19 protein-coding genes and 1 riboswitch are annotated in these 19,131 nt (G+C 48.5%); of the genes, 3 read left to right on the plus strand and 16 right to left on the minus strand.

Going from position 1 to position 19,131, the window contains the following annotated elements; genetic code table 11:
- Positions 1-46 precede the first annotated feature (46 nt).
- A riboswitch (TPP riboswitch) is annotated at positions 47-157 on the minus strand.
- 21 nt (positions 158-178) lie between these two features.
- Entirely contained in the window at positions 179-883 is a 705-nt protein-coding gene (gene fre / locus AB8S08_RS10900; protein ID WP_369742746.1) for an NAD(P)H-flavin reductase, read from the minus strand.
- Positions 884-914: 31 nt separating this feature from the next.
- Complete coding sequence (gene ubiD, locus AB8S08_RS10905; RefSeq protein ID WP_110075631.1) at positions 915-2,393, minus strand: 4-hydroxy-3-polyprenylbenzoate decarboxylase; 1,479 nt, start codon at positions 2,391-2,393, stop codon at positions 915-917.
- 121 nt (positions 2,394-2,514) lie between these two features.
- Here ubiD and AB8S08_RS10910 point away from each other — a divergent pair, with 121 nt between their 5' ends.
- Positions 2,515-3,495, plus strand: a complete 981-nt coding sequence (locus AB8S08_RS10910) for an endonuclease/exonuclease/phosphatase family protein (protein ID WP_369742747.1) — start codon at positions 2,515-2,517, stop codon at positions 3,493-3,495.
- Positions 3,496-3,546: 51 nt separating this feature from the next.
- Here the strand turns inward: AB8S08_RS10910 and rho are convergent, their stop codons facing one another.
- Both rho and trxA read right to left on the minus strand, forming a co-directional pair.
- Entirely contained in the window at positions 3,547-4,812 is a 1,266-nt protein-coding gene (rho, locus tag AB8S08_RS10915) for a transcription termination factor Rho (protein ID WP_110075512.1), read from the minus strand.
- 228 nt (positions 4,813-5,040) lie between these two features.
- Positions 5,041-5,367 carry a thioredoxin TrxA gene (gene trxA, locus AB8S08_RS10920; protein WP_110075513.1) on the minus strand — a complete coding sequence of 109 codons (327 nt, stop codon included), beginning with the start codon at positions 5,365-5,367 and terminating at the stop codon, positions 5,041-5,043.
- A gap of 88 nt (positions 5,368-5,455) precedes the next feature.
- On the opposite strand from trxA, the gene rhlB reads away from it, so the two are divergent.
- Together rhlB and AB8S08_RS10930 are read left to right on the plus strand one after the other, a co-directional pair.
- Positions 5,456-6,727 carry an ATP-dependent RNA helicase RhlB gene (gene rhlB, locus AB8S08_RS10925; protein WP_153826895.1) on the plus strand — a complete coding sequence of 424 codons (1,272 nt, stop codon included), beginning with the start codon at positions 5,456-5,458 and terminating at the stop codon, positions 6,725-6,727.
- Between the two features lie 6 nt (positions 6,728-6,733).
- Positions 6,734-7,666 (plus strand): Ppx/GppA family phosphatase, encoded by a 933-nt coding sequence (locus tag AB8S08_RS10930; RefSeq protein WP_369742748.1) that lies wholly within the window; start codon positions 6,734-6,736, stop codon positions 7,664-7,666.
- 1 nt (position 7,667) lies between these two features.
- Here the strand turns inward: AB8S08_RS10930 and hemB are convergent, their stop codons facing one another.
- Genes hemB through trmH form a run of 12 tightly spaced genes read right to left on the minus strand, consistent with a single transcriptional unit; the run spans position 7,668 to position 19,027 of the window.
- Positions 7,668-8,672, minus strand: coding sequence for a porphobilinogen synthase (hemB, locus tag AB8S08_RS10935; RefSeq protein ID WP_110075516.1), 1,005 nt, complete (start codon positions 8,670-8,672; stop codon positions 7,668-7,670).
- A 26-nt stretch (positions 8,673-8,698) separates the two neighbouring features.
- On the minus strand, positions 8,699-10,504 hold the full coding sequence (locus tag AB8S08_RS10940) for a diguanylate cyclase (RefSeq protein WP_369742749.1): 1,806 nt from the start codon (positions 10,502-10,504) through the stop codon (positions 8,699-8,701).
- Positions 10,505-10,511: 7 nt separating this feature from the next.
- The gene (locus AB8S08_RS10945) at positions 10,512-11,300 is read right to left on the minus strand and encodes a TatD family hydrolase (protein WP_110075518.1); all 789 of its coding nucleotides are present in this window, start codon (positions 11,298-11,300) and stop codon (positions 10,512-10,514) included.
- 8 nt (positions 11,301-11,308) lie between these two features.
- Positions 11,309-11,860: a hypothetical protein gene (locus tag AB8S08_RS10950; RefSeq protein WP_313933234.1), complete on the minus strand. Its 552-nt coding sequence runs from the start codon at positions 11,858-11,860 to the stop codon at positions 11,309-11,311.
- Between the two features lie 2 nt (positions 11,861-11,862).
- The gene (gene tatC, locus AB8S08_RS10955) at positions 11,863-12,627 is read right to left on the minus strand and encodes a twin-arginine translocase subunit TatC (protein ID WP_369742750.1); all 765 of its coding nucleotides are present in this window, start codon (positions 12,625-12,627) and stop codon (positions 11,863-11,865) included.
- Positions 12,620-12,967, minus strand: a complete 348-nt coding sequence (gene tatB / locus AB8S08_RS10960; protein ID WP_369742751.1) for a Sec-independent protein translocase protein TatB — start codon at positions 12,965-12,967, stop codon at positions 12,620-12,622. The genes tatC and tatB overlap by 8 nt, the downstream gene beginning before the upstream one ends.
- Positions 12,968-12,970: 3 nt before the next feature.
- The gene (gene tatA, locus AB8S08_RS10965; protein WP_110075522.1) at positions 12,971-13,195 is read right to left on the minus strand and encodes a Sec-independent protein translocase subunit TatA; all 225 of its coding nucleotides are present in this window, start codon (positions 13,193-13,195) and stop codon (positions 12,971-12,973) included.
- Positions 13,196-13,212: 17 nt separating this feature from the next.
- Positions 13,213-14,820 (minus strand): ubiquinone biosynthesis regulatory protein kinase UbiB, encoded by a 1,608-nt coding sequence (gene ubiB, locus AB8S08_RS10970; protein WP_369744201.1) that lies wholly within the window; start codon positions 14,818-14,820, stop codon positions 13,213-13,215.
- Positions 14,821-14,867: 47 nt separating this feature from the next.
- Complete coding sequence (locus AB8S08_RS10975) at positions 14,868-15,464, minus strand: SCP2 domain-containing protein (RefSeq protein ID WP_369742752.1); 597 nt, start codon at positions 15,462-15,464, stop codon at positions 14,868-14,870.
- Positions 15,464-16,219: a bifunctional demethylmenaquinone methyltransferase/2-methoxy-6-polyprenyl-1,4-benzoquinol methylase UbiE gene (ubiE, locus tag AB8S08_RS10980; RefSeq protein ID WP_110075524.1), complete on the minus strand. Its 756-nt coding sequence runs from the start codon at positions 16,217-16,219 to the stop codon at positions 15,464-15,466. Before ubiE ends, AB8S08_RS10975 begins: the two co-directional genes overlap by 1 nt.
- Positions 16,220-16,262: 43 nt before the next feature.
- The gene (gene recG, locus AB8S08_RS10985; RefSeq protein ID WP_110075525.1) at positions 16,263-18,344 is read right to left on the minus strand and encodes an ATP-dependent DNA helicase RecG; all 2,082 of its coding nucleotides are present in this window, start codon (positions 18,342-18,344) and stop codon (positions 16,263-16,265) included.
- Complete coding sequence (trmH, locus tag AB8S08_RS10990) at positions 18,341-19,027, minus strand: tRNA (guanosine(18)-2'-O)-methyltransferase TrmH (protein ID WP_110075526.1); 687 nt, start codon at positions 19,025-19,027, stop codon at positions 18,341-18,343. Before trmH ends, recG begins: the two co-directional genes overlap by 4 nt.
- Between the last annotated feature and the right edge of the window lie 104 nt (positions 19,028-19,131).

A 19,131-nucleotide genomic window follows, 5' to 3' on the forward strand; every position in this document is an offset into this window, starting at 1 on the left:
TCCTTAAAACACATAAGAAACAATCCGGCTTGGCAGGTCTATAATGGAGGTTGTTAGCTACCATCCCTACGCCAGTATTAACCGGATCAGGTGCAAAGGGTTCGCAAGTTGCATCTCAGCCAGTCGTCGTGAACGACCGGCACCCCTTGGTAATGCGGACAAAGTATAACAGAGACGCTTAGATAAAGGCCAGAGCATCGCCGTAAAGTTGGACCAGTGGTAAGCCATTGGCATGAAATTCGTCGCGAATAATCCTTACCATTTCAAAGCGCCCAGCAGCATAAACATCGGCTTCGCCAAGATCACTTTGGTCGGTTAGCACGGCTTGGTGAACCAAGCCAGTAAGTCCCGTCCAAGTGGGCTCTGGGTATTGCACCACAGGGCGGTAATAAAAATGAGGATAGACTTCGGCTAACGCTTGCAATTGATCATGCAAATAAAGATCAGCGCTGCTACGCACGCCCCAATACAAAGTGACTGGACGAGTTGATTTGTGCTGTAAATGTGCCTGTGCAATAGACCATGCGTAAGAAAACCCGGTGCCTCCAGCAATCAAAATAAGCGGTCGAGTACTTTGCGTATCATCACGGTACCAAGCGTCGCCGAGCGGTCCTTCAATCTCGATACAGCCGTTGTTGCGCATGCTTTCAAGCACCTCATAGGCGTACTTATTCTCTGGCGTAGCACCAATATGCAACTCTAACAGACTGCCATCTGAGGGGCACGAGGCGATCGAGAACGGCCGTTTATCCCGCTCCCCCATCACTACTTGCAAATATTGCCCCGCTTTAAATTTCATCGCTTGCGGCGGTTGCAGTTGCACGCGATACACAGCGGCAGTCAAAGCTTCGATGGCCGTTACTTGGCACAACATGGTTTGCATCACATTTTTCCTATATCTATGTTGTAGGTGTTTACGGCTGAGTATTAAAGATATCCAGCTCATCCCACAATTGGTCTACCCGGGCGCGGACTTGCTCATCCATCACAATTGGCGTACCCCATTCTCGTTGGGTTTCACCTGGCCATTTATTAGTTGCGTCCATCCCCATTTTTGAGCCAAGCCCTGATACTGGTGAGGCAAAATCCAGATAATCAATCGGGGTGTTTTCTATCAACACCGTATCGCGTGCGGGATCCATCCGAGTTGTCATTGCCCAGATAACATCTTTCCAATCACGGGCATTGATGTCGTCATCACAAACAATGACAAACTTGGTGTACATAAATTGGCGTAGGAAACTCCATACCCCCATCATCACTCGTTTGGCGTGTCCGGCGTATTGCTTCTTCATGGTCACCACCGCCACTCGGTACGAGCAGCCTTCTGGTGGTAGATAAAAATCAACAATTTCTGGAAACTGTTTCTGCAGTAACGGCACAAACACTTCGTTAAGCGCCACCCCCAGCACCGCCGGCTCATCAGGCGGTCGTCCGGTATAAGTACTATGATAAATGGGTTGCTTACGCATGGTGATATGCGTCACGGTAAAGACAGGGAAATCATCCACCTCGTTATAATAACCGGTGTGATCGCCATAGGGTCCTTCTGGAGCCATTTCGTCAGGCGCAATATAGCCCTCTAGAATAATCTCGGCATGAGCTGGTACTTGCAGAGTGTTACTAACGCACTGAGTTACTTCGGTCTTGCCATCACGCAACAGGCCAGCAAAAGCGTACTCTGAGAGCGTATCTGGTACCGGCGTAACGGCGCCAAGGATGGTCGCAGGGTCGGCTCCTAACGCCACAGCTACTGGAAAGTTTTCGCCCGGATGACGACGTTTGAACTCTTGAAAATCCAACGCACCGCCACGATGCGACAACCAGCGCATGATGAGTTTGTTTTTACCTAGCACCTGTTGTCGATAAATACCTAGATTTTGTCGTTCTTTGTGGGGACCTTTGGTTACCGTCAAGCCCCAAGTTACGAGCGGAGCTACGTCGCCTGGCCAGCAATGCTGTATCGGCAACTTGGTTAAATCCACTTGCTCACCCGTTAAGACCAACTCTTGGCACGGCGCCTTTTTCAGTTGTTTAGGTGACATGCTTAGCACTTTCTTATACAACGGCAACAGATTTAACGCATCTCGAAAGCCCTTAGGCGGCTCTGGCTCTTTCAAAAAAGCCAGTAACTTGCCCACATCCCGTAACGCTGCTACTGAGTCTTGCCCCATTCCTAGCGCGACCCGTTCAGGTGTACCAAACAGATTAGCTAACACCGGAATATCGTGGCCTTTCACGTTCTCAAACAACAATGCTGGACCGCCCGCCTTGAGCGTTCTGTCAGCTATTTCTGTCATTTCTAGGTAGGGATCAATCGGCTGCTGAATACGCTTCAGTTCGCCTCGTTGTTCCAATAATGCTATAAAACCACGTAAATCTTGATATTTCACGGTGACACTCACTATTTGCATGGGTGCTGTAAAAGCAATTAGGCGCGCAGTATAAATGTTTTTGATATAGTTTTCAGCGATAGCTGTTTTTCTACCAAGGAATTCTACCAAGGATAATCAAATGCTCGCATTTTGGATCATTTCTGCACTAACGCTAGTGCTCGTGATAACAACCTTAGCGCCATTTTCTAGTAGTAAAGTATGGTGGGTCAGAATCTGGGATTTTCCGCGTTTACAAGAAACCGCCATCGCACTCTTCTTATTAATCGCTAGTGCAACTTTTTTGCCTGCCCACCAACCCAGTACCTGGGTGCTAGTAGCGCTACAACTAGCTTGTGGGGCTTGGCATTTGTGGTGGATTTTTCCCTACACTCCTTTTGCTGAGCGCACCGTTGCCAGATATCGACGCAAGCATGAGCCGAGCATCAGTGATCATTTACGGATTCTCACGGTCAATGTACTCGAGCCCAATCGCAATGCCATTAAACTCCTGAAATTAATTCATCAACACCGCCCCGATATTGTTGTAGCGGTAGAAACGGATTCTTGGTGGATGCAACAACTTGATGAAATGCAAGATCATTTACCTTACGTGCAGCGCTGCCCGTTAGATAATTTATACGGCATGCTGGTGTATTCTAAATGGCCGTTAGTGGATGCTGAAACGCGCTTTATGGTAGAGCCACAGGTACCTTCAATGCATTTTACCTTGCAGTTACCCAATTCACAGGTACGTATGCACTGTGTGCACCCTGCTCCACCTAGCCCTACTGAAAACGAAAAATCGCGCGAACGTGACAAAGAATTGCAAGCGGTGGCCCGCATCGCCTTAAATGAAACCGGCCCGGTGATAGTCACGGGTGATCTCAATGACGTTGCTTGGTCACGCTCAACCCGCACTTTTATGCGCATTAGCAAATTATTAGACCCTCGGATGGGACGCGGTATTTATAACACCTTTCATGCCAAAATACCGTTGCTACGCTGGCCGCTCGACCACATTTTTCATAGTCCCCACTTTATGCTGGTGAAGATTAAGCGCTTACCAGCGTTTGGTTCCGATCACTTTGCGTTACTCACTGAGTTGGCTCTGAAAAAATAAAAAAAGCCAGCAAAATAAGCTGGCTTTTTACTAATAACTAAGACGAGCGACTTAGCTCTTTTGGCGTTTCATCGCTTCAAAGAATTCATCGTTAGTTTTGGTCATTTGCAACTTATCAATCAAGAACTCCATCGCTTCTGTTTCACCCATTGGGTGCACAATTTTGCGTAGAATCCACATCTTCTGTAGCTCTTCTTGATTGGTCAGTAACTCTTCGCGACGGGTACCTGAACGATTAAAATCGATCGCTGGGAAGACTCGTTTTTCAGCAATTTTTCGGTTTAAATGAAGTTCCATGTTACCGGTACCTTTAAATTCTTCGTAAATCACTTCATCCATCTTCGAGCCGGTATCTATCAACGCGGTAGCAATAATGGTTAAGCTGCCACCTTCTTCAATATTACGGGCTGCACCAAAAAAGCGCTTGGGTTTATGTAACGCGTTTGCGTCCACACCACCGGTGAGCACCTTACCTGAGCTAGGAATCACGGTATTGTAGGCGCGCGCCAAACGGGTAATGGAGTCGAGCAGGATAACCACATCCTTTTTATGCTCTACCAATCGTTTAGCTTTCTCAATCACCATTTCGGCTACTTGCACGTGGCGGCTAGCTGGTTCATCAAAGGTCGATGCAACCACTTCACCTTTTACCAAGCGATGCATCTCGGTGACTTCTTCTGGACGCTCATCAATTAGCAGTACCATGAGTACACAATCGGGATGATTGGCCGCTATTGACTGCGCAATATTCTGTAATAGTAAGGTTTTACCAGCTTTCGGTGGCGCAACAATCAAGCCACGCTGACCTTTACCTATAGGCGATGCTAAATCTAACACTCGCGCAGTAATATCTTCCGTTGAACCATTTCCACGTTCCATCCGCAGACGTTCGTCAGCATGAATCGGAGTAAGGTTTTCAAAAAGGACTTTATTGCGGGAATTTTCAGGTTTGTCGAAGTTTACTTCACGGATTTTGAGGAGAGCAAAATAACGTTCGCCTTCTTTGGGCGGACGAATCTTACCCGACACCGTATCACCCGTGCGTAAGTTAAAACGACGGATCTGGCTGGGCGACACATAGATATCATCAGGGCCAGCTAGATAAGAAGAGTCGGCCGAGCGCAAAAAGCCGAAGCCATCTTGCAAAATCTCAAGCACGCCATCGCCGTAAATATCTTCACCGCTTTTGGCATGAGCTTTAAGAATAGCAAAAATAATATCTTGCTTGCGCATCCGAGCCATTGATTCTAGGCCCATAGTTTCTGAGAGCTGCACCAGCTCGCTGATTGGTTTGTTCTTTAATTCAGTTAAGTTCATAGGGGGGTAATGACTTTTGTGGCCAATAAAAAATTGAGTTGTTTAATTTAGGGATTTCGACTGCTTCGGATACCTGAAGGCTGGCACCCTGAGAAAAGTTATGCGAAGAAAAGTAACACCTAAATCGAAAAACGTCCAGTTTTTCGTCGATTTTAATAAAAAAATAGCGAAATGACCCACTCAAGGTTGCCTTGGATCAATCTAAGACAACCTTAATGGGCCAAACAATTACAGATTTTGCTCAATAAACTCAGCTAACTGAGCTTTTGATAAGGCACCCACTTTAGTGCCAGCCACTTCACCATTTTTGAACAGCAACAGGGTTGGGATACCACGAATACCGTACTTAGGCGGAGTTTGATTGTTGTGGTCAACGTTTAATTTACCCACAGTGATGCGATCGCCAAAGTCGTTGGCAATCTCATCTAGAATAGGTGCAATCATTTTGCATGGGCCACACCACTCTGCCCAAAAATCTACTAAAACTGGTTTGTCTGAATTAAGAACATCGCTCTCAAAACTTTCATCACTTAGCTGAACAATTTTATCACTCATGATAATCTCCGCTGCTGAATACGCGTGAAATAATAAAACACTATTATTTCTGTTTTTGAATGTTAGCGCAAACTGATATGCTTACGCCATGAGTAAAACACATTTGACAGAGACACGCTTCGCCGATCTCGACCTGCACCCGCAGGTATTAGCCGCGCTACAAAGCGCTGGGTTTGAACATTGTACACCTATTCAAGCATTAAGCTTACCGATTGCCCTAATCGGAAAAGACGTTGCAGGACAGGCGCAAACCGGTACAGGTAAAACTTTAGCCTTTTTAGTCGCTACTTTCACCACGCTGTTAAACAAACCGCGTACTGGTGACCAACGTTATCCGCGTGCCATCATTATGGCGCCTACGCGTGAGCTTGCCATTCAGATCGCTAACGATGCTGAATTGCTTGCCAAACATTGCGATATGCGTCTTGGCATTATTTATGGGGGCGAGGGTTATGAATCTCAACGGCAGCAGTTAGAACAAGGCGTTGATATTCTGATCGGTACCACGGGTAGATTAATAGATTACTGTAAACAAGGCATCTACCAACTGGATAAAATTGAAGTGGTGGTGTTAGATGAAGCCGATCGCATGTTCGATTTAGGCTTTATCAAAGACATTCGCTACATGTTCCAGAAAATGCCACCACCTAAGCAGCGTCAGAGCTTGTTGTTTTCTGCCACGCTATCGCAGCGGGTTCAGGAACTGGCTTACGAGCATATGAACTCACCTACTAAAGTTGAAGTAGAACCTTTACAAAAAACCGGTACGCGTATTACCGAGGAGCTTTTTTACCCGTCTAAGCAAGACAAAATAAAGCTACTGCTTACGCTGATTGAAGAAGATTGGCCCGAAAAAGCCATTATCTTTGCGAATACCAAACATACCTGCGAAAAAGTATTTCAATGGTTGGAAGCTGATGGTCACCGCGTGGGTTTGCTGACGGGTGATGTACCACAACGTAAGCGCTTGAAGATTCTCGAGCAATTTACCTCGGGTGAGCTTGATTTCTTAGTAGCTACGGATGTTGCCGCGCGTGGCTTGCACATTCCTGAAGTGAGTCATGTCTATAATTACGACCTCCCGGATGACTTTGAAGATTATGTGCATCGGATTGGTCGAACCGGACGCGCTGGAGCTAGTGGTAAAGCGGTTAACTTAGCCTGCGAAGAATACGTCTATAATTTGCCAGCCATTGAAGAATACATTGGCCATGCAATTCCAGTGACTAAGTATGCTCCCGAGGCTCTACTTACGGATCTTCGTAGCCCTCGTACCAGTCAACGTCGACCGCGTGGTGGTCGTCGGGGTGGCAGCCAACAACGGCGACCACAGAATAACCGCAAACAAAGTCCGCGGTAATCATTTATGACGCAGGAAGCGCGCTTTGCAGCAATTGATCTTGGTTCGAATAGTTTTCATCTAATTATTGCTGCAACCAAGCGCGCTGGCGGTTATCGGATCATCTCCCGCTACCGCCACAAAGTCCGTTTAGCTGCTGGCTTAGATCAGCAGCTATGGGTCAATGATGCGGCCATTGGTCGCGGCTTACAGTGCTTATCCATGTTTCGTAACATGCTGGCCGACATTCCGTTGGGTCACATTCGTTGCGTGGCTACCGCAACCTTGCGCAAAGCCAGTAACCAGCAGCAAATGATCGCCCAATTTGAGGAAGCTTTAGGCTGTCCCATTGAAGTCATTTCTGGTCACACTGAAGCCAAACTCATTTACCAAGGGGCGACGAGTGCCTATGCCGGCTCGAGCAAGCCCCTACTGGTGCTGGATATCGGCGGTGCCAGCACAGAGGTTATCGTCGGTCATGGTACTGAACCTCTGCACTTAGAAAGTTTTGATTTAGGCTGCGTGGTTTGGCAACAGCGCTTTTTTCATAACCAAACTATTTCAGCAACTGCCTGTAACGACGCTATAGCCTCAGCACGAGCACTTTTGGCCGACCATGTAGGTAGGTTCAAAGAATTGGGATGGGAGCAGGTAAGCGGCGCCTCAGGCACCTTCCGCGCGCTGTTAGACTTAAGGCAGAGCCGACAACTCACTCCAGTGATAGATGCGACTTGGTTACAGCAGGTGTTAGCTGAAGTTATTGCTGTAGGACATGTACAACGGTTACACGAGCTCCCGTTACGGCGCGACCGCACGGCTGTCTTTGTAGGTGGGCTCTGTATCTTGATTGCCTTGCTCGAAGAGCTAGGCATTCACCGGGTGCACCTGGCCGCGGGAGCATTGCGTGAGGGGCTGTTACTACAACAACTAGCGGCAGTAACAGCACCCAGCAACAGTTAGGTTAGCTTGATTGTTGCAACTTTTGCGCAGCTACCTTGGCAAAATAAGTTAAGATGCCATCGGCACCAGCGCGCTTAAAGCCCAACAACGACTCTAAAATCACATCTTCACTCAACCAACCGTTGGCGATGGCAGCTTGCATCATGGCGTACTCACCACTCACCTGGTAAGCAAAAGTAGGCACCTTAAAGGTATCCTTAACGCGTCGTACGATATCCAGGTAGGGCATGCCCGGCTTAACCATCACCATATCCGCACCTTCTTCAAGATCAAGTGCAACTTCGTGCAAAGCTTCATCGCTATTGGCCGGGTCCATTTGGTAAGTCTTTTTATTACCGCCTTTTAAATTACCGGCAGAGCCGACCGCATCCCGAAATGGACCGTAGAATGCAGACGCATATTTAGCAGAATACGCCATGATTTGGACGTTGATGTAGCCATGCTGCTCGAGGGCTTCACGAATAGCTCCAATGCGGCCATCCATCATATCCGACGGTGCCACCACATCAGCACCAGCCTCGGCATGAGATAGTGCTTGGCGAACTAAGGCTTCCGTGGTGATATCGTTTTGCACATAACCGGCTTCGTCAATAATGCCGTCTTGGCCGTGGGTGGTAAAGGGATCTAACGCTACATCGGTAATAACGCCTAACTCAGGTACCGCTGCCTTGATAGCGCGAACCGCTTGCTGGGCGATGCCGTTCGGGTCCCAAGCGGCCTCAGCAGTCAATGATTTATGCTCGGCTGGAGTCACAGGAAACAAAGCTACAGCAGGAATGCCTAACGCTGCAATTTCTTTGCATTCCTGCACTAACAAATCTATGGATAAGCGCTCAACGCCCGGCATTGACGCCACCGTTTCACGTTGTTCAGTACCCGGTAAGACAAACACCGGATAAATAAAATCGGCAGCTGTTAGCTGATTTTCTGCCACCATACGACGACTAAATTCATGACGGCGTAAACGGCGCATACGACGAAACGGAAAATGGCTGACATGCTGCATAGATTATCCTCTAAGATGGCGGACGGTTAGTCGCTCGCTAAACGCTTAGCAACCACCCGAATTTGGTCACGACCAGCAGCTTTAGCGCGGTACAGCGCTTCATCGGCGGCTGCTAGTAATTGGGTGGGCTGATCATAGACCCCAGGACGAGCTACTGCAACCCCCATACTGACGGTGATGCGCATCTCCCCTTGATCCGTATCAAAGGCATGCTGACGTACCTTCTCGGCAATCTTCATGGCAATATCACGAGCGCCAATTTCATCCGTATCTGGCAGCAGCACCACAAATTCTTCACCGCCATAACGATAGACAGTATCACTAGCGCGACGTAGCAATTGCCGCAGCACCTGCGCCAGTTCAATTAATATTTGGTCGCCCACCAAATGTCCGTGGCTATCGTTCAAAGGTTTAAAATGATCGATATCAAGCATAATCAGCGTTAATTCGCGGCCACTGCGCATGGACCGACGAAACTCGCGCTTAAATTCTTGGTTCAGAAAACGCCTATTGTACAAGCCAGTAAGACCGTCTTCGTTGCTCTTTTGCTCGAGTTCTTGATTGGCTTTTTGTAGTCGTAGCATCACCTGCTTCAGCTCTTGAGTTCGTTTCGTCACCATATCTTCGAGTTGATGATTTAATTGCTCTTTCAACACCAACTGCTCTTGCCTACTTTCGTTAAAGCGCAATGCCAAAGCCCAAGACAGCAGCAACACCTCAAATGCTGACGCTGCCATGATGGCGTAACGTTGCACAAAAACCGATTCAAACAGCCCCAAGTAGCCCAAGGCATTAACACTGATAGCGGCTAGCAAACCGCCTAACGCGAAGGTATAAATACGCGCATAAATCAGGCCGCGGCGCCATAAAATGATGCCGCAACTCAATAAAAAGCCACAGCATATAACCGCAAAACCAAGTACAAAAGGTATCAAAACCGCGTAGGGCAAAATCAAGCTGAGCAGAAAAATAACGCCATACAGCGCCATAAAGAAGCGCAACACCCTATGTAATCTGGCACTGTGCTGCTTGGTTTGTAACACGCCCATGGTCACCAGCGTTGCAAACAAAATCATGATGCTACCTATCATGGTAACAATTCGATCTTGAATCCATACCGACCCTGGCCACAGGTACTGATAGCCCACCCCATCTAAACCGGCCATTAGCAGCCCGACGGAGAGAGTGTAAGCTGAGTAATTTAAGAAACTACGGTCTCGAGTGACTAAATAGGTGAAGAGGTTATAAAACACCATGCACAAAATCAGGCCGAAATATAGCCCAGTAGCGGCCACCTGATACTGATGAAACTCCATGAATTGCAACGGTGGCCAGATCTCTAGCGGAAACCTTAGCGAGCTTTCAGTTTGGACTCTGAGGTAAATATCGTGGGCTGCATGGGTAGGCAGTGGAACGACAAAGTTTTTATTGTGAATGGGTCGCTGCGCAAAGGGATATTGATCGCCCATGCTGACCTGACTCAGCACTTGCCCTGCTTGCACAAAGTAAACGTCGATCGAGTCGAGTAAGGGATAGCCTAAATAGAGCATACGATCGGCGTCATTAGCACCTACCGATACTTTAAACCAATACGCCTGTGGCGTGTATCCAAAAGACACCGCCTCACCTGCTGGCACCTGCTGCCATGCTGCGGCTGGCTGTTGCAGCAAGCCTAGGAGCGTGGTTGTATTGGTTTCAGCTTGATAATGGATGGTTGGTTTAACAACCTGTGGCGGCTTTGGTGGTTTCGACTGCGCTTTAACCGCAGCTACGGCTACACCAATAATAAGCAACAGCACCAAGGTCACCCAACGGCCCCAAGAAACGTTCATAGCATCCCTATTGTTGTATAAATTCTAGGCTGTTCTGCCAGCACTGAGCAGCAATAGTGGTGACTTCCTGTTGTCTTAGCTGCGCCAGATACTCACCTATAGCGGGGAGTAAACTAGGTTCATTGTATTTGGGTCTTGGCCGAATCGTTCGCGGTAGTAAAAACGGTGCATCGGTTTCTAACAGCAATCTGTTCGCTGGTATCCATGGCACCGCCTGTTGTAACTCTGTTCCTCGACGTTCATCACATAGCCAGCCCGTGATGCCTATATAACAACCAAGATCGAGGTAATTAGCAAGCTCTTTTTCGCCGCCAGTAAAACAATGCGCTAGCATCCGTGGAATACTTTTTAAGAAGGGCTTTAATAATGCTAATTGCTGTGCTTGCGCATCACGTTCATGTAAATAGACAGGCAACTTCAATTCAGCAGCTAGTTCCAACTGAGCGGTAAAAACCTGCTGCTGAATAGCTGCGGGCGAGTAATTACGGTTAAAATCTAGCCCGCATTCACCAATCGCTACCACCGCTGGATGTTGAGCTAGTTCTCGTAGTCGGGCTAAATCGGTGGGCTGGCTAGCCGCCGCATCGTGTGGATGAATACCAACACAGGCCACCAACTGCTGCGGAAAACGTTCACACAAAGCCAGTGCTTGCTCGCTTTCCAACACATTAGTACCAATCACCAGTTGACGCTCAACGCCAGCGGCTAAGCCACGTGCAATCACCTGTTCGGCTTGCACCAGTAGCTTAGGATTGGTTAAATTCACCCCAACATCAAACCAGCGTAATGCGCTCATGTTTAGAGTTAATCGATGCGCCGCACTTTAATCCGCCGCGGGGTACCTTCGTAACTTAAGAAGAAACTGGTAAAGGCGCCACGCTCAATGTAGTAGCGTGCGTTATCCTTAAACAAAAATGTTCCGGACTCAGATTGCTCCCAGATTTGCCCATCTTCAGTTTCAACTACCCAATAACCGCGCGCATTTTGTTCCAGTTTGGTAATCGTAATGTACTGTCGATCAGGGGCATCTTCGGTTGCGGTACGATGTTCCTTACCAAATTTTTGTTTCACATCAGCTTGGCTTCGCTCTGCCGCGCGGGCCGAGCGATTCATACCACTTGCACCCGGCGCACTAGCTGCTACCGCAGTCTCATCACTACCGCGTTGCGCTACGGTAACCTGTGCTGCGAGTTCATCAAAACAAACCAAGCGCTGTAACGCATTCTTGATATCAGCACAACGTAACAACTCAGCATCCACTGCTGTTTGTGCCGTTGCTGGCGCCGACCAGGCGGCCGTCAGTACTGTCGTCAACATCAAAGCACTTGTTCCAAACCCATACATCAGCTTTCGCATAGCTACTTCCCATTCGTATTAGTTGCATCGGCGGAGTCAGCAGCTGGCTTAACTCCCGCTTTTTGATATAGACCTGCAATAACTAGCCCAAGTTCAAACAATAACCACATTGGAATAGCAAGCAACGTTTGTGAGATGACATCCGGTGGTGTCAGAATCATGCCCACAATAAAAGCAATTACAATGACATAAGCTCGCTTAGCACGCAATGCAGCGACACTTGTTACGCCACTCCAAACCAATAAAATAATAGCTACTGGGGTTTCAAAGGCAATCCCAAACGCCATAAAAATGGCCAGCACAAAGTCTAAATAGCGAGCTATATCAGTTGCTACTGTCACCCCTTCTGGAGCGGCCCCAGCTAAAAAGTTTAAGGCTAACGGCAACACCACCCAGTAAGCAAACGCCACCCCAGCATAAAATAATAACGTACTACTTAACAGCAGCGGCACCACTAAGCGTTTTTCGCGCTTATACAAACCCGGGGCGATGAATCCCCACAATTGCCACAGCAAAAATGGAATAGCCAATGCAATAGCTACTACTAAAACCAACTTGAAGGGGGTGAAAAATGGTGTGGCCACATCGGTGGCTATCATACTGGTGCCCTGCGGCAAACTCTCCAGCATAGGCAGCGCTAGCCAGTGGTATATATCGTTGGCAAAGGCCGCCAACAGGGCAAAAATAACACCTACCGCCAGCAGACTTCGTAGCACCCGCGTTCGTAATTCTAGTAAGTGCTCCAAAAAGGGCATCTGACTAGCCATCTGACGAATCCTTAGGTTTATCGGTGCTGTTGCCCGTAGTAGCAGGGGTGGCATAAGGGCGCTGCACTTGTTGCGCTGCTGCCTGTAATTCAACAATAGACCGCTGCACGTCGGGCGGTAATTTGTCCATGCCGAGTTCTTCAGCTTGCTTCAAATGCTCATGCAACTCTTTAATCCGCAGCTCATGATTCAGCTCTTGTTGCATGTTACTGGTAAACTCTTTGACTTTACTCACCCCTCGCTGCATTGAGCGCAAAGCTCCTGGCAGGCGCTCAGGACCCAACACAATCAGCCCCAGCACAGCGATTACCACCAGCTCCCAAAAGCCAATATCAAACATGGTCTACTGGTCTTTGTGGTCGGTACGCGTAGCTTCAGATTGCTGCTGATGTTCAACCTGATCGTTGGTTTTTTCTTGCGGTTTAGTCTCGCTATCGTCATTCACTGACTTTTTGAAACCTTTAATGGCTGAGCCTAAATCACTACCAATGTTGCGCAAACGCTTGGTGCCAAATAACAGCACAATAATCAGTAACACAATCAGCGCTTGCCAAATTCCAATTCCCATATCTTTGCCTTTGCCTCTTACGATGAACGTTTGCGTCGCCAACTTAGCCAAGCACCGACGAGTGCTGCAGCGCCAGTAGCGGCAGGATAAAACCAAGCGACCTTAGCCACCACCAATAAGGTGGTACTGACCAGCATGGCTGCGGTAATCATTCCCCACCATACTTGTTGTGCATGTTGGCGTTGTTGCTCGGCCAATTGCAACATCATACGTTGTTGATAATCCGCCTGATGCCGTTGAGTATTTAAGTAATCATAAAGCAAGGTCGGCATTTCTGGCAGCTTTTCTGCCCAAAAAGGTGCATTTTCTTTTACCGAGCGTATCACTGCGCGCCAGCCCAACTGCTCATGCATCCAACGTTCTAGGAACGGTTTTGCTGTTTTCCATAAATCGAGTTGTGGATACAAAGTACGCCCTAAACCTTCCACATAAAGCAAGGTCTTCTGCAGTAACACCAACTGCGGTTGTACTTCCATTTCAAAGCGGCGGGCGGTATTGAACAAATTAACCAAGACGTTACCAAACGAAATCTCAGCTAGGGGCTTATTGAAAATAGGTTCGCACACGGTTCGAATGGCACTTTCAAACTCTTCCACATTCACGTGCTTTGGCACCCAACCCGAGTCAATATGTAGCTCGGCCACCTTGCGGTAATCGCGATTGAAAAACGCCAAAAAGTTCTCGGCCAAATAACGCTTATCTTCACGATTAAGCGTGCCGACAATACCAAAATCAATACCTAGGTACTGAGGGTCGTCGGGGTGCTGACGTGACACAAAAATATTGCCTGGATGCATATCGGCATGAAAGAAACTGTCGCGGAACACTTGCGTAAAGAACACCTCAACGCCGCGTTCAGCGAGTTTTTTCATATCCACGCCCATAGCCATCAGGGTATCAACATCACTCACCGGGATGCCGTCTATGCGTTCCATGACCATCACGTTCGGGCGACTGTAATCACTGAACACAGTCGGAATATACAATAATTTCGAGTCCGCAAAATTACGTTTCAGCTGAATTGCGTTGGCTGCTTCACGCAATAAATCCAACTCATCGATTAAGGTTTTACGGTACTCTTTTACCACTTCGCGCGGCTTCAAACGCCGCCCATCTGGCAGATGTCGCGCTAATACGGAAGCCAAGGTTTCCATTAACCGTAAATCCGCATCAATGGTCGGTCGGATATCAGGTCGAATCACCTTGATGACAACCTCAGTACCCGCATCATCACCATGTTTTAGGGTGGCGGTATGAACTTGTGCAATGGATGCCGATGCTAACGGCTGCACCATAAAATCGTCAAAAGCGTCATGAATATTTTCTAGCTCAAGTGCTTTTTCAATCAGCCGTTGCGCCTGTTGGCCATCAAAAGCTTTAACTTTATCTTGCAACACGGCCAATTCATCGGCGATATCAGGCGGCAACAAATCGCGACGGGTGGACAGCATTTGTCCAAACTTGACCCACACCGGCCCTAGTGACTCTAGCGCTAATCGAAGGCGTACTCCAGCAGGTTGCTGTTTGTGCTTGTTCGGAATCCAAAACAACAAATGCCGTCCCAAACGCACCGACCAAGGCAACCAATGGGCAGGAATGATTTCGTCTAAACCATAGCTGAGCATGGTTTGGGTGATCTTATACAGGCGTTTTAGTCGAGTACTCACAATCCCTACCTTGTTTTTAACGCTCGCTCTAGCTTATCTACTTGCGCACGTAATTGCTGCACCTGCTGTTTAAACTCCGCCATTTGCTGGGAGCCAACTAAAATATGTTTTTCTTCAATAAGGACATCCGCTAGCCACTGTTGCTGCTCTGCTAACCGTTGCTGAAGCCATTGTTGGCTGCGCCTAAATGCCTGGCTGACAAAATGCGCTGGGACGTCACCTATACGCCGGCTCAATTGCTCTTCCCAATCAATATCTAGGGCTACAAACAGCTGACTGAATTGTTGCGCCAGCATAGGATCACCCTCGATATCTAAAGCGTCGGCTTTAATCAAGCGAGTGATATTGGCACTATCTTGCAACTCAGGGAGAACCGCCAAGCGCGTGATAATATGACAATCGACGCTATCAGCATCGACCCAGCTCAACAGTACACCTTGCTCACTCGCCTGCAACGTAAGGGGTTTTCCGAGTTCAGTGAGGGTTACTCGCAAACGTTTACCTGCCACCTTCTGCAACCGCGCTGAGCTAGCACTGTCTAAGCTAAGTAAATGATTAGCCAAAGCCTCTGCAGCACTGGTTGGCAATACAGTCCACAGCATTAGAATTTAAACCCACGATGCAGTGCTACAATGCCGCCGGTTAAATTATCAAACGTGACCTGATCGTAGCCTGCGGTTTCCATCATGCCTTTGAGCGTTTCTTGGTCTGGATGCATCCGGATCGATTCAGCCAAGTACTGATAGCTTTCAGCATCACCGGCCACCAACTGGCCCATCTTCGGCAACACATTGAATGAGTAAAAATCGTAGGCTTGATTTAACAAAGGTTGTACCGGTTTCGAGAATTCTAATACCAGCAAGCGACCGCCCGGCTTCAACACTCTAAACATCGACTCTAAGGCCTTCTGCTTATCGGTGACATTACGTAAACCAAAAGCAATCGTAATGATGTCAAAACTATCATCAGCAAAAGGAAGTTCTTCAGCATTGGCTTGCACATAACTCACGTTGCCAACAATGCCGCGGTTACGCAGCTTGTCGCGCCCTACTTCTAACATGGCATCGTTGATATCTGCCAACACCACTTCGCCTGTAGGGCCTACTCGACGCGCGAAGGCAGCGGTTAAATCGCCGGTACCACCAGCAATATCTAACACTTTCATGCCCGTCCGAACACCGCTGCAATCAATGGTGTAGCGCTTCCATAAGCGGTGGATACCGAACGACATTAAATCGTTCATCACATCGTATTTTTGCGCCACTGAGTTAAACACATTGGCCACTAAGTTTTGCTTTTCTGTTTTGGCAACTTGTTTATAGCCAAAATCTATGGTGTCTTGCTGGTTATCTTTCATCTTTAAACCTTTTTCTGTCGCTGCGCCCTAGTGTACTACGAAATCATGCTTGGGCGTAGTGATCCCGTCGTGGTAACCACCGCTGTATCAGTGCATCAGCAGTGTGCGGGTAATGGTGCCAGATTTGGCTTGCCAAGTGCTGAACTTGATCAAGTAAATAACTATGTTTCATGAGGTCGGCTACTTTCATTTCGGTTAAGCCGGTTTGTCGCTGCCCAAGCAATTCACCTGGCCCACGTAACTCCAAATCACGCTGGGCTATGACAAAACCATCGGTACTGTCGCGCAATACGCCTAGCCGCTGTGTAGCAGTTTTCGATAACGGAGCATGGTACAACAGCACACAGTGACTCGCCGCTGCCCCCCGCCCTACTCGACCACGTAACTGATGTAACTGAGCCAGCCCCAAGCGCTCTGGATTTTCAATAATCATTAAACTAGCATTGGGCACATCTACCCCAACCTCAATCACTGTCGTTGCCACCAGTAAATCGAGTTCGTGGGCCTTAAAAGCACTCATCACCGCTTCTTTTTCGGCACTTTTTAAGCGCCCATGCACTAAGCCAATGCGCAGTTGTGGTAGAGCTGCTGCCAGTTGCGTGGCGGTATCCTCAGCGGCTTGGCATTGCAGCGCCTCGGATTCTTCAATTAAGGTGCACACCCAGTATGCTTGTCGCCCTTGTTCAGTACAGACATGTTCTACTCGCTGGATCACTTGCTCACGACGGGTATCAGGAATCGCAACCGTGGTTACTGGTGTCCGTCCTGGCGGCAGCTCATCAATAATGGAGGTCGCTAAGTCGGCGTAGGCAGTCATCGCCAAGGTTCGCGGAATAGGGGTTGCGGTCATGATGAGCTGATGTGGCTGAAAACCCTGATCAATCCCCTTTTGCCGCAGTTCTAGGCGCTGGTGCACGCCAAACCTATGCTGTTCGTCAATAATAACCAATACCAAATTGGCGTAGGTCACTTCGCTCTGAAATAACGCATGGGTGCCCACCACCAGTTGCACCTCACCGGCGGCTATTGCGGCTAAGTTTTGTTGCCGCTCTTTGGCTTTCTGTTTGCCCGCTAACCAGCCCACAGCAATACCGAGGGGCTCAAACCACTGTCGAAAAGTAAGCGCATGCTGCTCAGCCAAAATCTCCGTTGGGGCCATCAAAGCCACCTGAAAACCTTGCCCTATAGCCGTCAGTGCGCTTAAAGCAGCGACCAAGGTCTTGCCTGAACCCACGTCTCCTTGTACTAAGCGCATCATCGGTTGTGACAACGCCAAATCCGCTTGTATTTCGCCAACCACGCGCTGCTGTGCAGCCGTCGGTGCAAAGGGTAATTGCTGTAGAAATTGCTGCTGCAAGACAGGATTCACGGCTAACGCTCGAGCTTGATGAGCCTGCTTTAGTGCTCTTAGTTTCAATAAACTGAGCTGATGTGCCAATAACTCTTCCGCTGCCAGCCTCACCTGAGCAGGGTGTGTACCCTCTGCTAATTGGCTTAAACTAACGTCCAAGGGAGGGCGATGTAGAACCCGTAGGGCGGCTGCCAACGAAATTCCACCTGGCTGCAGAGATTCTGGCAGCAATTCAGGCAGTGCCTGCTCATTTAGATAAGTAAGCGCTTGCTCAGATAGCTTTCTTAACGTGGCTTGTTGAACCCCTTCTGTCGCTGGGTAGACGGGGGTTAAAGACTGCTCAGCTAGGATGGGCACTTGCCCTTCTATTATTTTATACTCTGGATGAATCATATCGGGGCCCTGCAGGCCTCGTTTTACTTCACCAAAAAGCTGTAACCTAGTGCCTTGTTCAAACTGTTTCAGCTGGGCTGCACTAAACTGAAAAAAAACCGCGGTTAACACGCCGCTCGTATCTTTTACTCGCACCTTGAGCATGCGCTTGCGGCCGTAGGTAATCTCAGCTTTTATCACTTCCGCTACCACCGTGGCGGTGGTGCCCTGTTGCAGCGCTGCAATCGGATAAATCCGTGATCTGTCTTCGTAGCGCAAGGGTAAATGCAGGAGCACATCTTGCACATTCATCAGGCCTAGTTTTTCTAATTTAGTTTGTAGTTTCGGCCCAACCCCCTTCAGATTGCTCAGCGGGATGAGGTGCAAGCTGCTTAAACTCATCTTTTAGCGCTCCGAATCCGTTGCCACCACTGCTCATCAGCAAGAATTTCACCTTGCTCGCCCACTGCCGGATAAGGAATATCATTGAGTCGACAAAGCCGCGCGAAAATAGGGTGGCCACCCTCAAACAGCACCCGCTGCCGCTCTGCTTGTGGCAATGAAGGTTGTTGATAGCGCCCAACTGCCGCACGTTGGCGTTGTGCTTCGTATAAAATCACAGCCGCTGCCACGGAAACATTCAGCGACTCCGCCATCCCGACCATAGGCACCATCACTTGATGGTCTGCCGCAGCAATCGCTTCTGGCGTAACTCCGCGACGCTCTTGTCCCAAAATAATGGCCGTTGGCTTGGTATAATCAATGGCCCTAAAATCGACCGCTTGGGGCGACAAGTTAGTCACTATGATTTGTTTTTTTTCCGCTTTTAACTGCTCAATGGCACTTGGCAACCCGTCATGGTTGTGCACCTTAACCCATTTATTGGTGCCTACCGCAGCCCCCGCCCGTACCCGCAAACGCGGGCCGTACCAAATGGCATGAACCTCATGTATCCCTACCGCATCAGCGGAACGAATCAGTGCTGACAGATTGTGATTTTTATGCACACTCTCTAAGCAGAGCGTTAAATCAGCTTGGCGCTGATCAAGTAATTGATTTATCCGAGCCAAACGCTCGCTAGTCATGGTAAATTCCAAGATCTGACTTCCGCTTTCAAATAATTAGCTACAATAATGAATTTAACACCAAGTATAAAGGGCCGCAGTGGCAGTCCGCACCAGGCAAGTAT

Origin of the sequence: Pseudidiomarina sp. PP-1MA (assembly GCF_041200125.1) — a bacterium.
Classification (GTDB): Bacteria; Pseudomonadota; Gammaproteobacteria; order Enterobacterales; family Alteromonadaceae; genus Pseudidiomarina; species Pseudidiomarina fusca.